The 20,844-nt window shown below is 67.3% G+C and carries 22 protein-coding genes and 3 pseudogenes; 15 read left to right on the top strand and 10 right to left on the bottom strand.

Annotation, left to right across the window (positions count from 1 at the left end; translation table 11 throughout):
- Window positions 1-96 precede the first annotated feature (96 nt).
- Window positions 97-819: a GNAT family N-acetyltransferase gene (locus tag OG978_RS47900; protein WP_326771121.1), complete on the top strand. Its 723-nt coding sequence runs from the start codon at window positions 97-99 to the stop codon at window positions 817-819.
- Between the two features lie 340 nt (window positions 820-1,159).
- On the opposite strand, the gene OG978_RS47905 is transcribed toward OG978_RS47900, so the two are convergent.
- Window positions 1,160-1,696 carry a hypothetical protein gene (locus tag OG978_RS47905; protein ID WP_326771122.1) on the bottom strand — a complete coding sequence of 179 codons (537 nt, stop codon included), beginning with the start codon at window positions 1,694-1,696 and terminating at the stop codon, window positions 1,160-1,162.
- 26 nt (window positions 1,697-1,722) lie between these two features.
- On the bottom strand, window positions 1,723-2,397 hold the full coding sequence (locus tag OG978_RS47910) for a C40 family peptidase (protein ID WP_326771123.1): 675 nt from the start codon (window positions 2,395-2,397) through the stop codon (window positions 1,723-1,725).
- 11 nt (window positions 2,398-2,408) lie between these two features.
- Here OG978_RS47910 and OG978_RS47915 point away from each other — a divergent pair.
- The 3 genes and pseudogenes from OG978_RS47915 to OG978_RS47925 all read left to right on the top strand — a co-directional run.
- Window positions 2,409-2,852: pseudogene (locus OG978_RS47915) on the top strand (type IV secretory system conjugative DNA transfer family protein); the annotation flags it as partial.
- A complete protein-coding gene (locus tag OG978_RS47920; RefSeq protein WP_326771124.1) occupies window positions 2,845-3,360 on the top strand; it encodes a hypothetical protein in 516 nt (171 codons plus the stop codon). The pseudogene OG978_RS47915 and the gene OG978_RS47920, both read left to right, overlap by 8 nt.
- A gap of 55 nt (window positions 3,361-3,415) precedes the next feature.
- Window positions 3,416-4,993, top strand: a complete 1,578-nt coding sequence (locus OG978_RS47925; protein WP_326771125.1) for a hypothetical protein — start codon at window positions 3,416-3,418, stop codon at window positions 4,991-4,993.
- A gap of 246 nt (window positions 4,994-5,239) precedes the next feature.
- Here the strand turns inward: OG978_RS47925 and OG978_RS47930 are convergent, their stop codons facing one another.
- The 3 genes from OG978_RS47930 to OG978_RS47940 all read right to left on the bottom strand — a co-directional run bounded on the left by OG978_RS47930 (window position 5,240) and on the right by OG978_RS47940 (window position 6,989).
- Complete coding sequence (locus OG978_RS47930) at window positions 5,240-5,782, bottom strand: hypothetical protein (protein WP_326771126.1); 543 nt, start codon at window positions 5,780-5,782, stop codon at window positions 5,240-5,242.
- Complete coding sequence (locus tag OG978_RS47935; protein ID WP_326771127.1) at window positions 5,755-6,084, bottom strand: hypothetical protein; 330 nt, start codon at window positions 6,082-6,084, stop codon at window positions 5,755-5,757. The genes OG978_RS47930 and OG978_RS47935 overlap by 28 nt, the downstream gene beginning before the upstream one ends.
- Before the next feature lie 725 nt (window positions 6,085-6,809).
- On the bottom strand, window positions 6,810-6,989 hold the full coding sequence (locus OG978_RS47940; RefSeq protein WP_326771224.1) for a hypothetical protein: 180 nt from the start codon (window positions 6,987-6,989) through the stop codon (window positions 6,810-6,812).
- Window positions 6,990-7,252: 263 nt separating this feature from the next.
- On the opposite strand from OG978_RS47940, the gene OG978_RS47945 reads away from it, so the two are divergent.
- The 3 genes from OG978_RS47945 to OG978_RS47955 all read left to right on the top strand — a co-directional run bounded on the left by OG978_RS47945 (window position 7,253) and on the right by OG978_RS47955 (window position 9,576).
- Window positions 7,253-7,945 (top strand): HTTM domain-containing protein, encoded by a 693-nt coding sequence (locus OG978_RS47945; RefSeq protein WP_326771128.1) that lies wholly within the window; start codon window positions 7,253-7,255, stop codon window positions 7,943-7,945.
- A gap of 222 nt (window positions 7,946-8,167) precedes the next feature.
- Window positions 8,168-8,551, top strand: coding sequence for a hypothetical protein (locus OG978_RS47950; protein ID WP_266726502.1), 384 nt, complete (start codon window positions 8,168-8,170; stop codon window positions 8,549-8,551).
- 20 nt (window positions 8,552-8,571) lie between these two features.
- A complete protein-coding gene (locus tag OG978_RS47955) occupies window positions 8,572-9,576 on the top strand; it encodes an IS3 family transposase (protein ID WP_326763270.1) in 1,005 nt (334 codons plus the stop codon).
- Between the two features lie 429 nt (window positions 9,577-10,005).
- Here OG978_RS47955 and OG978_RS47960 read toward each other — a convergent pair whose 3' ends face one another.
- Both OG978_RS47960 and OG978_RS47965 read right to left on the bottom strand, forming a co-directional pair.
- Window positions 10,006-11,010 carry an IS3 family transposase gene (locus tag OG978_RS47960; RefSeq protein WP_326763270.1) on the bottom strand — a complete coding sequence of 335 codons (1,005 nt, stop codon included), beginning with the start codon at window positions 11,008-11,010 and terminating at the stop codon, window positions 10,006-10,008.
- Between the two features lie 20 nt (window positions 11,011-11,030).
- Entirely contained in the window at window positions 11,031-11,414 is a 384-nt protein-coding gene (locus tag OG978_RS47965; protein ID WP_266726502.1) for a hypothetical protein, read from the bottom strand.
- A gap of 199 nt (window positions 11,415-11,613) precedes the next feature.
- On the opposite strand from OG978_RS47965, the gene OG978_RS47970 reads away from it, so the two are divergent.
- The 3 genes from OG978_RS47970 (at window position 11,614) to OG978_RS47980 (ending at window position 13,337) form a co-directional block, all read left to right on the top strand.
- Window positions 11,614-11,973, top strand: a complete 360-nt coding sequence (locus OG978_RS47970) for a hypothetical protein (RefSeq protein ID WP_326771129.1) — start codon at window positions 11,614-11,616, stop codon at window positions 11,971-11,973.
- A 110-nt stretch (window positions 11,974-12,083) separates the two neighbouring features.
- Window positions 12,084-12,488, top strand: coding sequence for a thiol-disulfide oxidoreductase DCC family protein (locus OG978_RS47975; RefSeq protein ID WP_326771130.1), 405 nt, complete (start codon window positions 12,084-12,086; stop codon window positions 12,486-12,488).
- Between the two features lie 9 nt (window positions 12,489-12,497).
- The gene (locus OG978_RS47980; protein WP_326771131.1) at window positions 12,498-13,337 is read left to right on the top strand and encodes a serine hydrolase domain-containing protein; all 840 of its coding nucleotides are present in this window, start codon (window positions 12,498-12,500) and stop codon (window positions 13,335-13,337) included.
- Between the two features lie 9 nt (window positions 13,338-13,346).
- Here the strand turns inward: OG978_RS47980 and OG978_RS47985 are convergent.
- Window positions 13,347-13,526, bottom strand: a pseudogene (locus OG978_RS47985) (transposase); the annotation flags it as partial.
- 758 nt (window positions 13,527-14,284) lie between these two features.
- Here OG978_RS47985 and OG978_RS47990 point away from each other — a divergent pair.
- Window positions 14,285-14,491 (top strand): hypothetical protein, encoded by a 207-nt coding sequence (locus OG978_RS47990; protein WP_326771132.1) that lies wholly within the window; start codon window positions 14,285-14,287, stop codon window positions 14,489-14,491.
- 1,035 nt (window positions 14,492-15,526) lie between these two features.
- On the opposite strand, the gene OG978_RS47995 is transcribed toward OG978_RS47990, so the two are convergent.
- A complete protein-coding gene (locus tag OG978_RS47995) occupies window positions 15,527-16,696 on the bottom strand; it encodes an integrase (protein ID WP_326771133.1) in 1,170 nt (389 codons plus the stop codon).
- Window positions 16,697-16,979: 283 nt separating this feature from the next.
- Here OG978_RS47995 and OG978_RS48000 point away from each other — a divergent pair, with 283 nt between their 5' ends.
- The gene (locus OG978_RS48000; protein ID WP_326771134.1) at window positions 16,980-17,447 is read left to right on the top strand and encodes a hypothetical protein; all 468 of its coding nucleotides are present in this window, start codon (window positions 16,980-16,982) and stop codon (window positions 17,445-17,447) included.
- Window positions 17,448-17,617: 170 nt separating this feature from the next.
- Here OG978_RS48000 and OG978_RS48005 read toward each other — a convergent pair whose 3' ends face one another.
- Complete coding sequence (locus OG978_RS48005; protein ID WP_326771135.1) at window positions 17,618-17,908, bottom strand: hypothetical protein; 291 nt, start codon at window positions 17,906-17,908, stop codon at window positions 17,618-17,620.
- Between the two features lie 734 nt (window positions 17,909-18,642).
- On the opposite strand from OG978_RS48005, the gene OG978_RS48010 reads away from it, so the two are divergent.
- From OG978_RS48010 to OG978_RS48020, 3 genes and pseudogenes are all read left to right on the top strand, one after another.
- Entirely contained in the window at window positions 18,643-19,878 is a 1,236-nt protein-coding gene (locus tag OG978_RS48010) for an MFS transporter (protein ID WP_326771136.1), read from the top strand.
- A gap of 297 nt (window positions 19,879-20,175) precedes the next feature.
- Window positions 20,176-20,301 (top strand): annotated as a pseudogene (locus tag OG978_RS48015) (hydrogenase expression/formation protein HypE); the annotation flags it as partial.
- 43 nt (window positions 20,302-20,344) lie between these two features.
- Entirely contained in the window at window positions 20,345-20,797 is a 453-nt protein-coding gene (locus tag OG978_RS48020) for an AIR synthase-related protein (RefSeq protein WP_326771137.1), read from the top strand.
- Window positions 20,798-20,844: the final 47 nt, after the last annotated feature.

Here is a 20,844-nt window from a genome sequence, read left to right on the forward strand (position 1 = left end):
GAACGACGTCGAGAGAGTGTTGATGTGCCGTAGCCGGTCGATGCCTCTCGTTAATTCCCAGGTCAGCGGCTTGCTTCGGCTGGCAGGATCGGGATCATGTCGATTGATCCGTTGGTGGTACGAGCCCATGGGCTCTGGGAGCACCTGGCCCAGGTGCCGGTGTCGTTCGCCCAGCCGGGCGGTGTGCACGTGGTGGTCTCTCCGCGCTCCGGGCTGTGCCCGGTTGGCTGGGTCGGAGTGGTAGCTCTGGGCGGATCAGCGATTGTGACCGCGCCGAGTGACAGTGCCGCCCGAATTGTTCGTGACGCACTGGGGAGACTGCCGGTGGAGGCCGTCGTGGATAGCGCTTTGGTCCGGGAGGCCCTTCCGGTCGCTCGGGTGCTCGGGCCGGCGGCGCTGTCATATGTGTCCGCAGCGGGATTCCGGCCGGCGGACACTGGTGCGTTGACGGTGGAGCAACTGTCAGCCGGTCACCCGGATTTGCGGAGCTTGGAGCAGGTGGCGGGTCATGAGGACGCTGGTGAGGCTGCTCTGGACGAGATTACGTCGCCCGCGTTCGTGGTCCGCGAGCATGGCCAGGTGGTTGCTGCTGCGGGATATCGGGCCTGGCCGAGGCGGACGGCCCATATCGGCGTACTGACGGCGCCAGAAACGCGCGGGCGAGGACTGGCACGGGTGACGGGCTCAGCGGCGGTCGCTCATGCTCTCGCTGTCGGGCTGTTGCCGCAGTGGCGCGCGCGCCCTCCCGCCTCCCGACGTGTTGCGGCCGCATTGGGTTTCGAGGAACTGGGTTCCCAACTCAGCATCGAGATCGCTTGAGATGAGCGGTGCGGTGCGGCTCGGTGGGGATCAGCATGCCGCCCGGTCGTCGCCGCCCAGTACCAGCCCGGGAAATGACACTCACCCAGTACCAGCCCGGGAAATGACACTCACCCAGTACCAGCCCGGGAAATGACACTCACCGCGCGACCAACGAAACGTGCGCACCGGAGCGACATCTTCGAACCGACTCGTCACGCAGTCCCGCAGCGGATGCCGACGGAGTCCGTACATCGCGTCCACGTACGACAACTCGACGCACGGCCATGTTGTTGTCCGCGGACAACAAACCGTCTGTTGTCCGCGGACAACAGACGGACCGCGGCCGAGCCGGACGGAGTCAGTTGTTCCGGACGAGGGAGTCCAGCCGTCGGCGGGTCCGGAGAGCAACCGGTGCGTCGGGTCCGTGGATGTCGGTGACCGCGCTGAGGAGCTCGATGCCGAGGCGGTGGGCGTCCTGGGCGGGGACGGTTCGCCAGAGGCTGTAGACGCGGCGGGTCGCCTCTTCGGTGTCGGGATGCCGAGGCCCCTGGATCGTCGCCCGCAGGCGGGCGGTGTGCAGATACCACCCGAGCGCCGTGGCGTGGTCGCCCACCAGATGCGCGAGGTGCCCGCGAACCTCCCGGATGTGGACGATGTTCAGATGCTCGGCGCCGTACTCGGCGGCGATCTCGGTGTCGAGGTCGTACGCCATCCAGGCGGCATCCTGCAGCCGGCCCTCGGACGCTGTAGCGGCGATCGCGGCCAGGCGTTCGCGCAACACCTCCGGTGTCCGCGCCCGGAGCCCGGCGTGTTCGGCAGGGGCGAGTGCGGGGGCTCCCCAGAACGCGGGAGACACGGTGCCCCACGGGTGGAAGGCCTCTTCGTGCTCGTGCATGGCGGGATGCCCTTCGGTTGCGCGGGTCACCACTTCACCACCCGGCGAACTGCGGTGATACGGGTGATGGCGCTGGTGGAGTGGCGCCAGCTGCTGTACGAGACGATCCGGGTCCGTACGCCGGTGCGGGGCGCCTCGATGATCTTTCCGTCGCCGATGTACATGCCTACGTGCCCCGGGCGCGCGTCCGATCCGTCGCTGCCTGGGTTGAACACCAGGTCGCCCGGCTCGGGTTCGTCGATGCTGACGTGGTCGCCGAAGCCGACCTGGTCGTAGGTGACCCGGGGAATGCTGGTCCCGGCGGCCCGGTAGGCCTGCTGCATCAGGGACGAGCAGTCGCACCAGTGAGCCGAACTCTGGCCATGGGCGTTGGTGCAGTCGCCTCCCAGGTGGTACCAACCACCCTTCTGCTGCAGCGCCCAGGACACGGCGGTACGGACCTCGCGAGGGGTGTCGGCGGGCAGGGTGTAACCGGCGGGCAGATCCACTTCCTCGCTGGACGAAGGGGCAGTGAACTGCCGGGCGGTCGCCATGATGATGTTGACGTAGTCGTACGTCTGGCCATCGGCGAACCTCTCGTCGGGGACGCCCCGGTGCTGGTCGACACGCCCCCATCCGGCGTTGTATGCGGCGAGGGCCAGCTCGACGGGCGAGCCGTCGTACTGCGGGTGCGCCTTGCCCTTCTTCAGCAGGCTGCACATGAACCTGCCGCATGGGCATCGACGTCCTGACGGTGTGGCACGACCTCTCCCAGCTCCGCGACCGGCTCGGCACCCAGAAGGCCAACACCGTGCTCTCCGCGAGTGGCCTGCGGATGCTGCTGCCCGGCTGCGGCGACCTGGAGACCCTGCGCTACTTCTCCGGCCTGTACGGACGCACCGAGGTGATGCGGACCTCCCACGGCCGCTCCCGCGGCGAGTACTCCACCAACACCTCCGCCACCGAGACCGACCTCGCCCCGGTCCACTCCCTTCAGCAGCTGCCGGACTTCACCGCCATCGCCCAGTACTCCAACCAGCCCCCGATCAAGGTCAGGATGCGGCTTACCTTCCGCGACAAGGACCTCAAGAAGCTGCTGGCCGCCCCCGTTCCTCCGACGGGGACGGTCAGCTTCACCAAGCCCGCCGCGCCTGGGAAGGCCGGCACCCGTGTCTGACGCGTTCGACAACCCCGCCTCCCTCTGGCCGGCACCACCGGCCGCTGCCGAGCCGGAGCCTCAGCGCTGGGTGTGGGAGGCCATGGACCCGCCGGAGTGGCGTGAGCGGATGCGCGAACTCGCGACCTGGGTCGAATGGCTGCGCCGCACGTTCGAACTCCACAACAACATCCCGCCCTGCTGGTACCGCCACCCGCCCGTGGTCGAGCACCTGACAGCCCTGTACGTCGGCTGGGTCCGCACATACGCGGGCGAACAGGCACCGGGGCGCGAACTCGCCGAGGCCGACTGGATCAACACCCTGCACAACTTCACGGCCCGTCTACAGCTGGCCGCCTGCGCTGGCGGCCGCCACCAGGAGCCCCCGCCGCTGGTGCCACCACCGCCCGGCGCCGACGAGGCATTCGAGGTGTACCTGCTCACCGCAGAAGCCACCACCACCGCGGCCGCGCACCCGGCCGCAGCCGAACTCGCCCGGCGCACCGCCGAACTGCAGGCACTGCTGTAGAGACCCCATGACTCTCTCTCCCGCCCCGACACCCGACCGTACGGAGGACGCACCCATGGCCGGACCCACCACCGAACCCACTCCAGAGACGGCCGGCACTTCCGTCCGGGCAGCTGCCGAGGCATCCCGGGCCACCTGCTCTCCCGCCTCCGCTCCGCAGGCGCCACCATCGTCCCCGGCCCCGCTGGAGGAGCGGGCACGGGCGAACGCCGAGGCGGCGATGCCCGAGGCACAGCGCGAGCTCCCGCTGTGGACCGGCAACGACCTCCCGGACGGCGCGGGGTGGACCGCACGCGACGGGATCCTGTACGACGGCTACGGCGCCCCGACATGGAAGCTGAAGGCCTCCGCCGACGCCCAGAACCGGACGCGGACGGAGGCGGCCTCATCCGCCCCGGCCACCGCTCCCCCGGAAGCCGGCCGAACGGGCCGAACGGGCCGAACCGGCCGGGCCGATGACCACGATCCCGCGGACCGGTGGGCCGCCGATCTCATCGAGCCGGTGGACCTGTCCGAGGCGTTCGAGAGGGTGGAGGAGGCATGGGCCGACATCGTCCCGCCCGAACTGGGCACCGCCCAGGACCTGCGCGCCGCCCTCGACAACGACCTGCGCATCCTGGAACAGCAGTGGCGGCGCACCCCGCCCGGCCCATGGACCGCCACCGACAACACCGGTCCGCGCCCTGCAGCCACCGTGCCCGCGCCCGCCCCATTCGGAACAGCCGACGCCCGGCAGGCGGCAGCCGCGGTCAACACCGCCCTGCAGGAAGCCGACCGTCATGCTCCGGCGCTCAAGGACCTGCCGGAGTGGCAGCAGCTGCAGACCTTCCGCGGTGCTGCTGCCCATCTGTGGGACGTCATCAGGGAGAAGGCCGGCCCGTACTTCGAGCAGCTGGCCGACGACGTACGCGTCCAGGGGTTCTGGCGGATCGTCTCCGCCCGCTTCTGCGAGACCATCGCCCACTGGGCACAGGCCGGGGCCGACCGGCTGCGCAACGGTGCCACCCGCCCGGACCTGCCGACCGCCGAAGCGCTGCTCAAGGTCTCCGACGCAGCCCTGGCCTACAGCAGTCCACTCCGCGAGCGCCCCGATGCCGACACCGTGGCCGCCGCCCAGAACCAGAACCTCACAGAGATCCGCCGACTGCGTAGCACCCTGCGGTCCAACGACCCGCTCCCGTACGCCACGAGGGACGACGCTGTGGAGGCCTCCCGCGAGATCGCCCGCGCCTTCCAGGCCTGGGCGGGCACCGACATGGGCAAGGAACTCGGCGCTTCCACGCACCGCCGGGTAGCGGAGTTCCGCGAGGCCTGGCAGCAGCTGCCACCCTCGGATCTGCCTACCGGTCCAGGACCGGCGGCCGGGCCCTATAGCGCGTTCGCCGAACACGCACAGGGAATCGTGGCCCGGGCCCAGGCCCAGCCGGGCCGCTTCGCACCCTCCGAACTCGCCGCCCTGCAGACGGTGGCCGATCTCGCCGAACACCACGGCGGCCGGCTAGCGGCCACTCTCCCACCGGGCCTCACCGGCCCCGCCACCCCGACCGCAGCCGTCCAGCGGCGTGCACCGAGCCCCGCGGCGGCGCCCCCCGGACCGGCTACCCGCCCGGGGACACCTCGTCTATCGGCCTGAGCCTGGGATCCCACTGCGCACAACCGCTGCAGGAGACACCGGACGTTCTGCGGGCCGCCGGGCCGGTAGCAACGGACAAACGGCGATGCGAGGGCGGCGCCACGAACAACCAGGAAGAAGGGCAGCCGACTGGAGGGTTGCTTCCGGCGGGGACCGAGGGACCGACGAGGGCGACACCTTGCCCCGCATCCGCCCGATGCGGGTCCGGGGCACAGTGCCGTGCTGCGTTTCGAATGAGCTTGTGGCTTACCTGTCGGCTTTGTCCAGCCGCCAGGCCACCATTCCCGTGGACCCCGGAATCGCCTCGGAGTCGATCCTGACCTTGGCCGCTGAGGCTGTGAGACGCTGGCGAAGCGGGACGCCGTCACAGTCCACTTTCTGGCGGACGGGGTCCTTCCCAGCTACGGACAGAACGATCTGGCCCTTCCCGGCGCAGGCGACCGCCAATCTGTACGAGCGCCCTCGTGTCAGTTCCGGTTCGGTGTGGAATCCGTCGCTGACACGCTCAAGTCCCGCCTCGATGAATAGCGGATCGGAGTCGCTGACCTCTTCTGTGCCGAGAGCTTCCTGAACCTGCCTACCAAGCCGCTCCTCGGTACGGACGGACGTTCCGGAAGGGTGCTTCTGCTGTTCTGGACTGCTCGCGGGGGCGCTTGGCTCCTTCGGATCGCTGCCCTCGCCCGTGCAGCCTGAGGCCAGGACAATGACCAGCATGGAAGCGCAGACGGCGAGGGTGGGATGCGAGAGGCGCAGTCGTAGCGTCATGAATTCGTCGCCCAGAATCGCCAACCGATCTCCTTGGTAGGAAGCTTCGCGGTGCCTGAGCCAATCTTCACTCTGCTGCACCGGTCGGAACTGGTTTTGTATTTCACCCAGTTCACCTTGAATCCCCAAGAACCGTACTGCATGTGGCCGTACTTCTTTGCGGGGATTGCGTGCGTGTACGTGTGCCCCACACTGACCCCCACCTTCCCAACCACCGCGACTCCGTACTCCGCCTTGACCTCAGCGACGAGGACACTGGCACTGGCCCCGCCGGTGCCACTGATCTCGACCCCGATCTCGCCCGACTTCTCGACGCTGACCCGCATCGATCCGCCCGGTCCGTCCTTGTAGCTGGTGCCGTTCTATTTGGACGGGACGTGGTAGTTCGTCTTGCTGCTCACCTGAACCCATTGTTTGACCGGGTTGTCACAGCGCATGGGCCCGACATCACTGTCGGCCCCTATCTCGGGCAGAGCGCCGAGGGCGCGATCGACGGCAGCTTCGGCGGCTGACTTGCTCGGACCGTCCATCACGCTGGCAGCTGACTCCCGGGTAGCGATCTGGTCGGAAGAAACCGCTTCAGGTGCCGCATCAGCTGACTCCTCAACTGCGCCGGCCGCAGTAGCCAGTGTCGCAGTGAGAGCGAAGGCTGTGACTGGAGTGAGTACGTACCGCATCGTTGCTTTTCGCACGCAAATTCCCCCTACATGAAGCAAGTTGACTGGTCAGGTCTGTGCACAACCTATGCAACTTCTGTGATTTCTTCGCGTACTTATCGGACTATCTGAGCCAGACTTGAGCTTGTGGAGGCGTCGGCCATCAAGGCGACGGTCGCAGGGGCGATGGAGAAGGGCTCTGGAGTGCCGGAGCGGATGACCGCGTGCTCACACGTCAGCGCACCGCGCGTCACCCACTGCGACACCTGCGGGCGTCGGCGCTGCCGTCGGTGGTGGCGGTCACGACCGGGGCGGCGCAGGGCGGACCGGGTTGCTGCCTGCGGTGTCGCCGTTGGCCGGCAGGCATACCGGTGACCGTCCGGGGACTGCCGCGGTCACACCTGCGCAGCGAGGAAGCGCCCGCCCGGTTCGCCGCGGAGGTGTCCTGGGGGGAGCCGTCGGCCGTATGCGAGCAGGAGGAGATCCTGTGCGGCGCCGGACAGAGGCGTTCCGGTACCGAAGGACCAGTCGAGGTCGAGGGTCCTGGCGTTGGCGCTCTCCAGGAGGATGCGCACGCGGTCTTCGGGAAACCCGGCTTCCAGGGGTGGTCCGCGTTGTCACGGAGCAATGCGGCGAGATCCGAGTTCAGAGGTTATGTCTCCGGATTGTGTCCGCCCCCAAAGCACGGGAAGAAGGAGTTCGAGTTCGCTCACCACCGGCTGCCGCGCGGTCGTCGGACAGGCGGCTGCACGCGCTGTGCCTCGGCCCGTCTCTGACGGGCCGTGGGGCCGCTCTCCTGCCGCTGCTGAGCCCATCCCTGCTGCTCGGCGAGGAGGCGGTGCGCGTCGGCATCCAGCAGTGCGCGCGGAAGCGCCAGACCGTGCTGCTCGACGGTGGAGACAATCTCGCCTATCTCGTCATCCTCATGCTTCTCCTGACGCGCTGCTACGACCGGTTCTCTTTTTCCAGTGGGATCGGTAAAAAAATCGTGAACCGCCTCCCTGGGCAAGTGCGGGCCATAGGAGACCCGCTGCACAATATCGGTGTGGTCGCGATAGCTCTCCAAGTGTGTCTGGTCTACGTCGTCAGCGGCCTCTACAAGGTGCAAGGGCAGATGTGGCAGGACGGTACGGCGCTCTTCTACGTTCTCAGGGTTCCGGAGTTCACTTTCCCTGCCCTGTCACACTTCGTTTACGAGAATGATTTCCTCGTCTTCTCGGGGACCTATGTGACTGTGCTCTTCCTCGTCTACTTCCCCTTGGGCATCCTGGTGCCGGCCCTTCGGCCGTGGGCCGCCGTCATGCCGATCGGTTTCCATCTGGGAATCGCCCTTCTCATGGGACTGACCGGATTCGCTCTGACTATGGTGGCCTGCGATCTGGTCTTTCTGAGCAGGGGGCTCGACGAAGCGATCTCCCTAGCTGGCCAACTGCTTCAGAGAGTGCGTTCTCGCATCGGTGATGGAAGCGCGCCGGGAGTGAACTCGCCAAGCGAAAAGGGCCTCCCTGCACCCCTGCCGACTGCGGAATAAGCCGGTTAGCTGCCTGTCTCTCCCCCGTCCTCGCCTTGCGCCCCGCAGAGCACTTGCCTCCATCGGAAGCAGAACGGACACAGACGCTCCACAGCCTCCATGGCTCAAACGTGGCCGCGAAGGCACGGGGCCTGCTTCGTACCGCCCTCTCTGTCAGCCTTGGGTGAGACATCCCGTTCTGCGGGGTTAGCCTGAGAGGGCACGACAGGAGAACCGTCCCTTATGCCCAGTACAGAGCCCGTCGGGTCCGAGCCGGCGCCGAGGCCGAAGCGCCGCACTTTCACCTCGGAGTACAAGCTGCGAATCGTCGCCGAGTACGACGCCGCGCCCAGGAACGAGAAGGGTGCGGTCCTGCGCAGGGAACGGCTCTACCACTCGCATGTCAAGGAGTGGCGGGCCGCCCGGGATGCCGGGGCCCTGGAAAACCTGGTCGACCGCCGGACCAGCCCGGCCCGTGCGAAGAAGTCCGCCGCGGAGGTGGAGAACGAAAAGCTGCGGCAGCAGGTGGAGCGGTTGCAGAGGGACCTGGCACGGAACAAGGCCGCACTCGAGGTGATGGGAAAAGCTTCCGCGCTCTTGGAAATGATCTCCGAGAGCGCGGACTGAAGCCTGCCGCCGACCCTGTCGTGGACGAGGCGTTCACCAGCGTCGAGGTTCAGCTGGGCATCACGGCCGCCTGTCGGCTGACCGGCCGCTCCCGCGCCACGCATTACCGTCGGCTCCGGCCCCCACCACCACGCAGAACACGTGCCCCACAGATGCAGCCGTCGGCCCTGACGGCCGAAGAGCGTTCTGCGGTACTCGAGTTGATGAACGGCGACGAGTACGCCGAGCTGGCGCCCGCGCAGATCTGGGCCCGCGAGCTGGATGCCGGGCGCTATCACTGCTCCGTCTCGACGATGTACCGGATCCTGCGCGAGCAGGATCAGTCCGGTGAGCGCCGACGGCAGGCCACCCATCCCGCCAAGGCGGTGCCCGAGCTGGTCGCCACCGGGCCCTCGCAGGTGTTCACCTGGGACATCACCAAGGCGGCCGGGCCGGCCAAGGGCGTCTGGTATCACGCCTACGTGATCATCGACATCTTCAGCCGGTATATCGTCGGCCACACCGTCGAGCGAGCCGAATCAGCTGTGCGGGCCGAGGAGCTGATCCGCGAGACCATCGCCCGCAACGGCATCGTGCCCCAGACCGTGCACGCGGACCGCGGCACCTCGATGACGTCGAAGAAGGTCTCCCAACTACTGATCGATCTGGGCGTGACGCGGTCGCACTCGAGGCCGAAGGTCTCCAACGACAACCCTTACAGCGAGGCCCAGTTCAAGACCACGAAGTACATGTCGGATTATCCTGAACGGTTCGATTCGCTGGCCCACGCCCGCGAGTGGTTCGACGCGTTCATCGCGTATTACAACCATGAGCACCGGCACTCGGGTATCGGCTGGCACACACCAGCCTCCGTCCACTTCGGGACCGCCGAGGAAGTCCGCGACCAGCGCGCGGTCACCCTCGCCGAGGCATACGCCCGCCACCCCGAACGCTTCGGCCGCCGCCCCAGACCACCCGAGATACCCCAGACGGCCTGGATCAACGACCCGGCCAAACGCAGGGAACCCGCACCACAAACCTCATAGCGTCACGACCGTCTCACTGGACTTGAAATCTTCCGCCGCGGCCCAGTCGCGTCTCCGACCACGGTGGCCAGTTCTCGGACGCGGAAAGTACATCCCTACGTGGCCGGAAGGGTCACCGTGCGGAGTCCGCCCTGGCATGATCAGGTGCCCGTCAACAAGAGTGGGAAGCTCCCTGATTTTCAGAGTCGATCGCACCTTGGAGTCGTCTGCCGGTGATGGGCGCATATCCGGTGCGTCCTGGAGCGCAGCAGGGTGCGAAAGGTGCAAGGTCCAGCAGTCGGGGGACGGACGCTTCCATGTCCGTGATTGAGGAACGGAGCTGAAAATTGGGAACCTCATCGACCCAGAACGGCGGTCCCGGCCGGCCGGGATGTGTGATCGGCCTGTTCTGGATCGGAAGATTTCAAGTCCAGTGAGACGGTCGTGACGCTATGAGGTTTGTGGTGCGGGTTCCCTGCGTTTGGCCGGGTCGTTGATCCAGGCCGTCTGGGGTATCTCGGGTGGTCTGGGGCGGCGGCCGAAGCGTTCGGGGTGGCGGGCGTATGCCTCGGCGAGGGTGACCGCGCGCTGGTCGCGGACTTCCTCGGCGGTCCCGAAGTGGACGGAGGCTGGTGTGTGCCAGCCGATACCCGAGTGCCGGTGCTCATGGTTGTAATACGCGATGAACGCGTCGAACCACTCGCGGGCGTGGGCCAGCGAATCGAACCGTTCAGGATAATCCGACATGTACTTCGTGGTCTTGAACTGGGCCTCGCTGTAAGGGTTGTCGTTGGAGACCTTCGGCCTCGAGTGCGACCGCGTCACGCCCAGATCGATCAGTAGTTGGGAGACCTTCTTCGACGTCATCGAGGTGCCGCGGTCCGCGTGCACGGTCTGGGGCACGATGCCGTTGCGGGCGATGGTCTCGCGGATCAGCTCCTCGGCCCGCACAGCTGATTCGGCTCGCTCGACGGTGTGGCCGACGATATACCGGCTGAAGATGTCGATGATCACGTAGGCGTGATACCAGACGCCCTTGGCCGGCCCGGCCGCCTTGGTGATGTCCCAGGTGAACACCTGCGAGGGCCCGGTGGCGACCAGCTCGGGCACCGCCTTGGCGGGATGGGTGGCCTGCCGTCGGCGCTCACCGGACTGATCCTGCTCGCGCAGGATCCGGTACATCGTCGAGACGGAGCAGTGATAGCGCCCGGCATCCAGCTCGCGGGCCCAGATCTGCGCGGGCGCCAGCTCGGCGTACTCGTCGCCGTTCATCAACTCGAGTACCGCAGAACGCTCTTCGGCCGTCAGGGCCGACGGCTGCATCTGTGGGGCACGTGTTCTGCGTGGTGGTGGGGGCCGGAGCCGACGGTAATGCGTGGCGCGGGAGCGGCCGGTCAGCCGACAGGCGGCCGTGATGCCCAGCTGAACCTCGACGCTGGTGAACGCCTCGTCCACGACAGGGTCGGCGGCAGGCTTCAGTCCGCGCTCTCGGAGATCATTTCCAAGAGCGCGGAAGCTTTTCCCATCACCTCGAGTGCGGCCTTGTTCCGTGCCAGGTCCCTCTGCAACCGCTCCACCTGCTGCCGCAGCTTTTCGTTCTCCACCTCCGCGGCGGACTTCTTCGCACGGGCCGGGCTGGTCCGGCGGTCGACCAGGTTTTCCAGGGCCCCGGCATCCCGGGCGGCCCGCCACTCCTTGACATGCGAGTGGTAGAGCCGTTCCCTGCGCAGGACCGCACCCTTCTCGTTCCTGGGCGCGGCGTCGTACTCGGCGACGATTCGCAGCTTGTACTCCGAGGTGAAAGTGCGGCGCTTCGGCCTCGGCGCCGGCTCGGACCCGACGGGCTCTGTACTGGGCATAAGGGACGGTTCTCCTGTCGTGCCCTCTCAGGCTAACCCCGCAGAACGGGATGTCTCACCCAAGGCTGACAGAGAGGGGATAGAAGAGAGGAGAGTGTGTCTGGGCGCGCCTCCGGCCGAAGAGGGCCCTGGAGTGTTCCTCTCCCCTACCGAGCTGTCAGTCACCGGCCCTGAACAACACGTCTGGGGCTGGGAGGATGTGACAGATCTCCAGGTCCTCGACGTGCCGGTGCGCTCGGCCGCCGTCCGATGGGCGACCCGGGTGACGACGGTCGCCGCGGCGGCCCTCGACGCCTGGGTTCCGGGCGGTCCGCCGCAGATGACCGTGGTGGTGCATGCCCAGGACCAGCGCGTCGAGACGCTGGTCTTCTCCGCCGCGGACACCGCGTACACGCAGCGGGAAGTCGACCTCTCGCTCGGTCTGCTCTCCCACTTCGTGCGGGGCAGCGCCTCACCTTCGACCCTGACACAGTGGTGGGCGGAGAACCGGCCGACCGAGGTCCTGCGCTCGCGTCGCCGGGAAGCCGCTCTGGAAGGGTGGCTGGCTCCCCTGCTGTGACAGCCCGCGACCGCACCAGGCCGTTACTCTCCCGCGTCACGCCTCCCGTCCTGTTCCTGCTTCTGTTTCCGTGAAGGAGAAGGGCCACCTCAACGATGGACGACATCGCCATGAGCACCACAGCCGGCACCACCGAACTGCGTAGCGTGCTGGCGTTCGACGGCGACTGCGGCTTCTGTCAGGCCGCCGTGCGGCAGATGCAGCTCCGGGCCAGACCCCGGATGAAGGCCGTCGCCTGGCAGACCCTCCCACCGGAACTGACCCAGGCCCACCTGGGGCGCCTGGACAGAGAAGTTCTGCTGTTCGACGGGGGCCAGGTGCGCTGTGGCGGTGCCCCCGCCCTGGCCGGATTTCTCGGCTCCTCCCCCTCCCGCAGGTACCGGCTGATAGGGCGCTGCCTGCGGCTTCCCCCTATCAGCCTGGCAGCGCACGTCATCTACCGAGCGGTGGCCATGAACCGACATCGCATGCCGGGCGGCACAGCGGCCTGCGCACTGCCCCGCATCACCGGCTGAAGGCGCGCCATGACCCCTGTACCCACCTGCATTCTCAGCAGCACCCAGGCCCCCCAGATCAGCCATGGCCATGACCTCGACCGCTTCGTCCAAATCGGCTCGCTGACCAAACCACTCACCGGGACTCTGCTCGCCCAGCTGGCCGAAGCAGACGTGCTCCAACTCGACGACCCACTCGACCAATTCCTCCGCATACCCGCCGGGACCGGCATCACCCTGCGGCACCTCGCGGAACACACCGCCGCGCTGCCCCGGGTCCCGCCGCGTCTACGACGGATCGATCCGTACGCCGACTTCGACCTCGAAGCCCTGAACGCCGTCCTGGAACGCCTCGACACCTTCACCACCGGACCTCCGGGCGGAGAAGCGGAGTACTCCAACCTCGGCTACGCCGTCCTCGGCGCGGCACTCTCCGCTGCGGCGGACGCACCGTACGAGGAGCTCCTGAACCGTCACGTTCTCACTCCCCTGAACATCACCGAGGTGACCTCGAACCCGCCGTCGGCCGGACGACTCAGTGGACGCGGGTTCCTGGGCCGCCCTCTCCGTCCCTGGAACATGAGTGGCGCGATCCTGCCCGCCGGAGGGATGTGGGCCACCCCACGCGAGACCGCGCGTCTGGTGACCAAGCTGCTCGTCGAACGAAAGCTGGGCGAACCCGCACTGACCTGGCAGACGTCAGGGCGCCTGCGCTGGCACAACGGCGCTACCCGGGGCGCCTCCGTTTTCGCGGGTGCCTTGGATGACGGCACCTGGGTGATGGTCCACCGCCTCTCCGGCCGGCCAGCACCGACCGAGAACACAGCCGTCCAGATCCTGAAGGACGCGACCGCCAAACCGTCCGACTAAGACCGTGTCCTACGTGGTGAGTCGGAGGAGTCGTTTGTAGCAGCAGACGATGGCGGCGAGGCCGAGGAAGGTCAGGTAATTGCAGGGATGGCATTTGTAGCGGCGGTTGAGTCGGCGGTAGCCGGTCAGCCACGACGTGGTGCGCTCGATGACCCATCTGCGGCGTCCGATCCGTTCGCTGGATTCGATTACTGGCACGTCGAGCGGAAATCCGTCTGCATCTACAGCCAGCTCAAGAGCTGTTCGGCCTCCGCGGTTGCTTCGATGGTCGAGGGCGCGCTGAGGCACTGGCCAGAGCACTGATCCGGGACAGGTGGCCGGCGTCAAGAACTGATCACCGGACGGGGAACGAGTGATGCCACCCGTGCCCGCGCTCTGCAGCGTCTCGCGGCCGAGCGGGCCGGACTCACTACCATCACGCCCACACTTGCTGTGCCCCGTCAGGCAGGTCGTAGGCGTGAGCGTGGGAGATCAGCCGGTCGTGTCGATGATTTCTGCCGGCGCTTCCGCTTTCTTCTCGACAAATGCCCACTCACCGTTCGGCGCGGAGTACGGGGTAGCCCGGCGAGCGGCCTCTCGGGCGCGGCGGCCCGCCGAGCCTACCTGTTTGCGTGCGTCACGGGCACGGTCTGGTCGTCGTCGACAGCCCAGAGCGCGCGTCCGAGGTCCTGCTCGTTCAGCAGCTGGAGGGCACGCTGCTTGCGGTCGTGGGCGGAGTCGGTGGGGAAGCCCAGCTCGTCTTCGATGACGCGGACGGCGACCGCGGTCTCACCCGCGGGCCTGGATCATCGCGGCGACCCGGTGGGTGTTCCAGCCGACCTGGTCAAACGGGCCAGGGCTGCGGCGTCAACCGCCTGCACCTTTGTGGCCTCCTCGCGGACGCTCGAGGCGGCGATTCCCTCCTTGCCGAGCTGCTCCTGCTGGGCTGCTTTCACCTTCGTGGCGCTGTGTTCAGCCTCCTGCCGCCTGCGTTCAGCAGCTTCTGCAAGGGCCTTCCTACGAGCGGCTCCGGCCGCGGCCTGGCGCTGCTCCTGCTCGGCGACACCGGTCTTGCGGACGAGTTCGTCTCGCTCGGTGCGGGCGGCGTCTTCGGTGGCGAAGTAGGCGGCAGGGCCCAGGTGACGCTCTCTGAAAGTTGTACCAGGGGAACATGACGAAGCCCTTCCCTGGCGGAGGGAAGGGCTTCGTGAATGAGCGCTGGGCAGGCCTTGCACCTGCATTTCCCCACGGGAAGCGGGGCGTCTTTCCTTGGACCACCAACGCAGTGTCAGTCACCGCGAGTTGCGGTGAACTTTCAAGATCAACTATAACGCATGCGATCCTGATGAGGCACAGCACGGCGGGGAACGGCGATGCCCCGGCTCCGAGGCGGCACCACGACCAGCCGGCCACGGCCGGGCTCGGCACGACCGGACCGCGCTCCAGTGCCTCGGTCACCCGTTCGAAGGCGGGAGTCGGCCCGGCCGAGGCCGACGGCCTGCTTGAGTGCCTTTCAGTACGGTCCAGGGGCGGTGTTGCAGAGCCGGGTGAACGCCACGACTTGGCGGCGGGCCTCGCGCCGCCGCCCGTCCTGCAGAAGACGGACCCATCAGGAGCTGGATGCGGCCAGCACGATGTACCCGCCGTGGGACGGTAGCCGTCAGCGGCCTGCCAGGAACCCGACGGCCGCCAGGCAATGCCGGTCGGGCCCACCGCATACACCTCGCTGCTGCCGGCGAACAAGAACAACGTCTCCCGCACAACGGCTGCGCGACCGTGCGGGCCTGTGGGGGCGAAGAACGTGGTAATCCGAACTGAGGTCGCCCAACACGCCGAACGCACTGCCCAGTCCGGCTACGGCCGCCAGCAGGCCAGGTATGAATCATGGCAGAGTCAAACGACGCGGTATCGTCCGGTCAGCCTCCGACCGGTGCCGCGCGGCAGCGACTCGCATAAGGACCAGCGACACAAAGAGCAGGGTTGTGCTCACTACCCAGCTGGGGATCACGTGCCCAAGGACGACGATCAACACGCTGCTCCAGCACGCAGCGATGGCGAGGAGCAGGCACCCCGTGGCGATGACCGGGTACAGAGCTGACCGCGTCACTCGGCTGGTACGACATTGCTCCGTTTCCATCAGCGCACCCTGGGAAGTTCTTCGACCACCACGGCGAGCCGGTGCACGGAAGGAGCGCTGTACTGCTTCGGGGTCATTCTGGCTGCTCGCGCCGCTTCGTCTGCACCTTGAGCCACGGATTCTCCGCCCTCGACTGGGCGCGGTCCAGATACTCCCGTTTCACCACGGCCGAGCCGGGCTTCCACCGGCCCTGCTTCGTCGGGTCCCCGCCGGCGTCCGCGATCTCCTGGGCACCGCCGCGGCGCAGCCCGTGCGCGGTGACGTCCTGCCAGTTCTTGAACCCGGCCTTGTACGCGCGCCCTCGGACGATGTCGTTGACCGCGTCCCCGGTCAGGTGGTCACCCCGCCTGGTCGCGGTGGACCGGTTCTGCAGGGTGCCGGCCACCGTCAGGGCGCGCAGCACCGGCCCGGAGCGCACACCGAGGCTGTGCAGGCAGTTCAGCCAGTCCCGGGTGGCCTGCACCGGGTCGTACAGCGGGTTGTCCGAGTCGGCGGGGACCCAGGTCTCCTCGCCTCTGGCGGCCTGGTCGGTCTTGGAGTAGGCGACCCACTCGGCCACGCCGCCGTCGTCGACCTCAAGGTCCTCGATGAGGAGGTCGGCGAGCTCGATGCGCCGGTTGAGGGCCTTGCGGCCGACGAGGAGTACGAACCGGTCCCGCAGCCCGATGGGGTGCCGCCGGTCGCAGGTGTCGACCATCGCCCGGCCCATCTCGGCCGTGACGGGGGGCGCTTTCTTCACCCGGTTCCGCTTGCGCCAGTCCTTGCGGTAGTCGTTGAGCAGGCGGCGGGCGACCGTGGTGCCGGGCTTCTTGTCGTCGGGCATCCAGGTGCGGATCGCGGACATGTGCGTGGCGATCGTGTTCGGGGAGGCTTCCCGAGCGATCATCGAAGCGACGTATTCGATGTACGTCGCGGTGGTGCAGGGACGGGCGACACGGCCCATGTCGTCGCACCAGCGCTCGAAGATGCCGCGCTGGGACCGGTAGTTCTTGTTGGTGTTGTGCCCGTCGGCGTACGCCTTCAGCCGCTCGGCGGTCTCCGGCGAGAGGTACAGGTCCCGTTCGGTGTACGTCGGCTGGTCGGCGGCCGTGGGGAGGGTTTCGCCGGGCATCAGGACGGTGTGCTGGTCCACCAGCGGCTTCGCGGTGGGGGCCGGGCCGGCGACGTCCGGCAGCAGCTCGCAGTCCTCGACGAGTTCGGCGTCGACGACTGCGGAGGCGTCGATATCGTTCGCCGTGGTCATGGCGTCACCGAGCCACGGCCGGAGCGGGAGCGATTGACATGGGCGGGCGGCCTTTCTCGGCCAGGCGGCCGAGGAGCGCTCGCCGCTTCGCCCACCGTCGGTTCTCCTCCAGGAGAGCCTTCGGTACCCAGCCTCCAGGTTGCTGCAGGACGGTGTCGCTCATGTGCCCTCCCCCACAGGATCGTTCCTGGTGAACCACCCTCGTATAAGGGAAATTATACGAGGGTGATCACAGAAGGAAGCCCCATCGCCACCCCGGCCCGGCTCCCCTACCGTGCGAACCATGCAATGGATATCGCTGGCAAGCGCCGTCGTCGGAGCCGTCATCGCCACTGCATCAAGCGCGTTCCTCGACCGCCACCGCTGGCGTCGGGAGCAAGCTCAGCGCCTCACCGACACCCGCCGCGTTCTCTACGGCGAATACCTCGCCGCCCTCTCCAAGGCACGCAACGACTTCCGTGTCCTCGCCCGCGACCTGGACACCGCGCTGGCCCAACGAGACGTGTCGGCCCGGACCAGCTTCGCGCCCTGCTACGAGATCCGATACCAAGTCACAACCACCGCCTCCGCCAAGGTAGTTGCTGCATCGGAGGAGACGTTCCGGTGCCTTCGAGACGTACGCGACCTTGCTGGGGCCGGCACCCTCGCAGGAGACGAGAGGTACTCCGGCGGGCGAGGCGAGTACGAAGCCGCGCTCACCGAGTTACGTGTGGCAATGCGGGAGGAGCTCAGGTCGGATGAGCTCAACTGACCTCCGGCGAATCAGAGGAGCTTATCGTGCATCAAGAGTCGTACTGCCTCCGATGAAACCTTGAGGCCGGCCGACAGAGTCTCGATCCGGACCGTGGTCCGATTCTTCGCTGTACGCGATCCTGGGCTCCACCGTCACAGTCTGACGGTGGAGCCTTTTACATGGGACCCTTAGCAGCCTGCGGTGACGTTCCCGCAATACACCCAGCCTGTATTACCGTTGTCGTTTCTGACGTAGTACCACTTGTTGCCCGCATCGTTGTACGCATAGTGCGACCACCAGACGCCCATCCCTGGGAAAATGACGCCTGTTGATTCACAAGTGGCGCGATAGCACTCTCGGATATTGGCGTGTTGGGTGGCCTCTGTGGGCGTCCATGTGGCGGCCTGGGCACTGGTCGAGACGGCTAGCGCGACAGCGGCGGCGCCGAAAGCACCCAGAACGGCATTGCGTTTACGCATGGCGTAAGTCTCCTTCCGACAGTACGGAGCATTCCTGAGCGTGCCAGGGAACGTGGTTGTACTGGTGCAACCCTTTGCCTGCCTCCCACTCTGGATGAACACCGCTAGGAGTGACCAGGCATTCGCCCTGTCCCGGACATGTCCCAACCGCCGTCCCACCACCGGGCGAGCCGACGACGCAGGCCACCCGAAGCGCCCGCATCTCCGCACAGAACAGCCGAAGCCACCAACTGCCGGCACAAGGCCGTTCAGGGCCACGAGAGCCGCTTCGGCGGCGGCGTGGGAACACAGGTGTCCGCGTAGTCGTCTTCATGCACCAGCGCAGGAACGTCTGGGCCGGGCGCCGGGTGGCCGACTTCTCGGTGTGCCAGGCGTCGAGGTCGGCCTGCTGGCAGTGTTCGATGGTTCGGCCTCGGTCGGCGAGCCAGGCGAGGAAGGCGTCGGCCTGGGTGATCTCCTGTTTCGCCTGGCTGGTCCAGGGACGTCTCAAAGCCCCTTCTCCGCCTTGCTCCGCAGGCGTCGCATCTGGTGCCAGGTGGCGAAGTATGAACGAGCTTCGGCCCGTACGCGCCGCGCGATGCTATGCTCCGCCGCGTTGTCCTCAGCGAGACGTGATGGGAGGCGGGACTGTGAACCTTCGACCTGTCACACGTTTCCGCGCCATCAGGAGGATGAGCGCCGCCTGAGCGGAAACGACACTCCGTTTCCGAGGGTAGGTCCATATTTTGTCTCGCTTGGTCAATCCGACCGGCAAGTCGGCATCCACACTTGATCGTTCATTCTGGAAACTGTTCTCCGCATCGGCCACCGTCAACTGCGCCGACGGAATCAGCAAGACTTCTCTGCCCTTGCTCGCTGCGTCGCTGACCGGCAATCCAGTACTCATCTCCGGCCTCACCGCGTTCGCGTTCCTGCCATGGCTGCTGTTCGGCCTGCCCGGCGGGGCGTTGGTGGACCGACTGGACCGCCGGCGAGCGATGTCGACCGCCAACATCATGCGTGCCGCCCTGCTCGGCGTCCTCGTCCTGCTCACCGTCGCCGGCGGCGGAAGCATCCCGCTGCTCTATGTCATCGCGTTCGCACTCGGCCTCTGCCAGGTGGTGTACGACTCGGCGGTGCGGGCCATCCTGCCCCAGTTCATCGACCGCCGGAACCTTGACAAAGCCAACAGTTGGCTGACCGTCGAGGAGACCGTCGGGAGCAGCTTCGTCGGCCCGCCGGTGGGTGCGGCGCTGTTCAGCTGGTCCCGTGTCGTGCCGTTCGTCGGCGGTGCGATCGGCTTCGCGCTCGCGGCGCTCCTCGTGCTCGCCGTCCCCGGTCGGTTCCGGGCCGAGCGCACCGCGCCCACGACCTTGCGCGCGGACATTCATGAGGGGCTGAGCTGGCTGTGGCGGCACCCAGTCCTGCGGGAATTGACGATCTACAGTGGGCTGCTCGCCGGGTTCATGGCCATGGCGACGTCGCTCATCGTGCTGTACGCCCTGAACACGTTGCACCTCAGCTCGTGGCTGTACGGCCTCCTGTTCATTCCCATGGGGATCGGCGGTATCGCCGGGTCCGCGGCGGTCGGGTCGCTGGTCTCCCGTCTCGGCCGGCCGCGGGCAATCACCGTCGCCGTGGCGATCGCTCCGGTGATGTGCGTCCTGCTCGGCACGGTGCCGAACCTCTGGGCGGCCGGCGTGTCGTTCTTCGGCATCGCGGTCGGCATCACGATGTGGAACGTGCTGTCGATGTCGCTGCGGCAGGCGATGATTCCCCCCGAGCTGCTCGGCCGGGTGCTGGGCGCCCACCGAGTGGCGCTGTGGGGCGGCATCCCGCTGGGCGCCCTGACCGGTGGCACCGTGGCCGACCTGACCAGCGTGCCGACCGCGTTTCTCGTGTCCGGCCTCGCCCAGCTCGTTGTCGTGGTCATGATGTACCGGTTGGTCGACCGGAGCCGACAGCTGATCGTGGACTCCTGCAAGTCCTGATCGGACACGCGCTGCCGGGTCGTCGGATGCGTCCACCGACTTCCCGGCAGTCGGCCGGCCCCTGTCAGGGCTTCGCCCGACTGCCCACAACCGCATGCCGGATGGGACGTTCGTCGGGACGAGCGGCGGTCTGTCCTGGCCATTGCTCGCACCGATGGACCTGGCTTGAGGGACGGGATGCCGAACGTGACCATCGTCGACCCGTGAAATCGTCCTTGATCACGCACCGGTGCGCGGTTGAGCCGGGAGCTGGTCGAGTTCAGCGCCGAGGTGCTCGGCGACGTGTACGTCGGTGAGATGGAGGACAGCGCGATCGTGCGGCCGGCTGACGGGCCGCCGGCGGTCACGACGGACTCGTTCGTCGTCGACCCGCCGTTCTTCGGCAACGGAGACATCGGCAAGGTGGCCGTCTGCGGCACCGTCAACGACCTGGCGGTGCTCGGCGCCGAGCCGCGGTATCCGACCCTTGGCGTCAATCCTGGAGGCCGGTCTGCTGATGGCCAGGTACACCACCGTCCTGCGGTCGGTCGGCGATGCCGCGCGGGAGGCCGGCGTGGTGATCGTCGCTGGCGACACCAAGGTGGTACGGGCCGGCGAAACCGACCAGATCTACCTCAACACGACGGGCATCGCCGTGTTCCAGCGCCCGCCGCTGCGCATGGCCCATGTGGCGGCCGGCGACAGCATCCTGCTCACCGGTCCCATCGGCAACCACACCGTGCATCTGCTGTCCGTGCGGGAAGGGCTCGGGTTCGAGCGGGATGTGCTGAGCGACTGCGCTCCGCTGAACGGGCTGATCGACGCCGTGCTGCGGTCGCCGTTCGGCCAGGCGGTGCACTCCATCCGTGACGTCACCAGGGGCGGGCTCACCGCGGTGCTGCACGAGTACGGCCTTGGGGACCAACAGAACGGCCAGTAACGCTAAGCACTTGATCTTGGGCTTTTTAGCACAGGTGATCGGTGCCG

Source organism: Streptomyces sp. NBC_01591, assembly GCF_035918155.1.
In the GTDB taxonomy this organism is placed as follows: Bacteria; Actinomycetota; Actinomycetes; order Streptomycetales; family Streptomycetaceae; genus Streptomyces.

Bases quoted from the DNA above. Each gene is read 5' to 3' on its own strand.
- OG978_RS47995 (WP_326771133.1), bottom strand. From the start codon at position 16,696: ATGACCACGGCGAACGATATCGACGCCTCCGCAGTCGTCGACGCCGAA.
- OG978_RS47935 (WP_326771127.1), bottom strand. From the start codon at position 6,084: ATGCGGGTCAGCGTCGAGAAGTCGGGCGAGATCGGGGTCGAGATCAGT.
- OG978_RS47900 (WP_326771121.1), top strand. From the start codon at position 97: ATGTCGATTGATCCGTTGGTGGTACGAGCCCATGGGCTCTGGGAGCAC.
- OG978_RS47980 (WP_326771131.1), top strand. From the start codon at position 12,498: ATGACCCCTGTACCCACCTGCATTCTCAGCAGCACCCAGGCCCCCCAG.
- OG978_RS48005 (WP_326771135.1), bottom strand. From the start codon at position 17,908: ATGCGTAAACGCAATGCCGTTCTGGGTGCTTTCGGCGCCGCCGCTGTC.
- OG978_RS47950 (WP_266726502.1), top strand. From the start codon at position 8,168: ATGCCCAGTACAGAGCCCGTCGGGTCCGAGCCGGCGCCGAGGCCGAAG.
- OG978_RS47965 (WP_266726502.1), bottom strand. From the start codon at position 11,414: ATGCCCAGTACAGAGCCCGTCGGGTCCGAGCCGGCGCCGAGGCCGAAG.
- OG978_RS47925 (WP_326771125.1), top strand. From the start codon at position 3,416: ATGGCCGGACCCACCACCGAACCCACTCCAGAGACGGCCGGCACTTCC.
- OG978_RS47975 (WP_326771130.1), top strand. From the start codon at position 12,084: ATGAGCACCACAGCCGGCACCACCGAACTGCGTAGCGTGCTGGCGTTC.
- OG978_RS47910 (WP_326771123.1), bottom strand. From the start codon at position 2,397: ATGTGCAGCCTGCTGAAGAAGGGCAAGGCGCACCCGCAGTACGACGGC.
- OG978_RS48000 (WP_326771134.1), top strand. From the start codon at position 16,980: ATGCAATGGATATCGCTGGCAAGCGCCGTCGTCGGAGCCGTCATCGCC.
- OG978_RS47905 (WP_326771122.1), bottom strand. From the start codon at position 1,696: ATGCACGAGCACGAAGAGGCCTTCCACCCGTGGGGCACCGTGTCTCCC.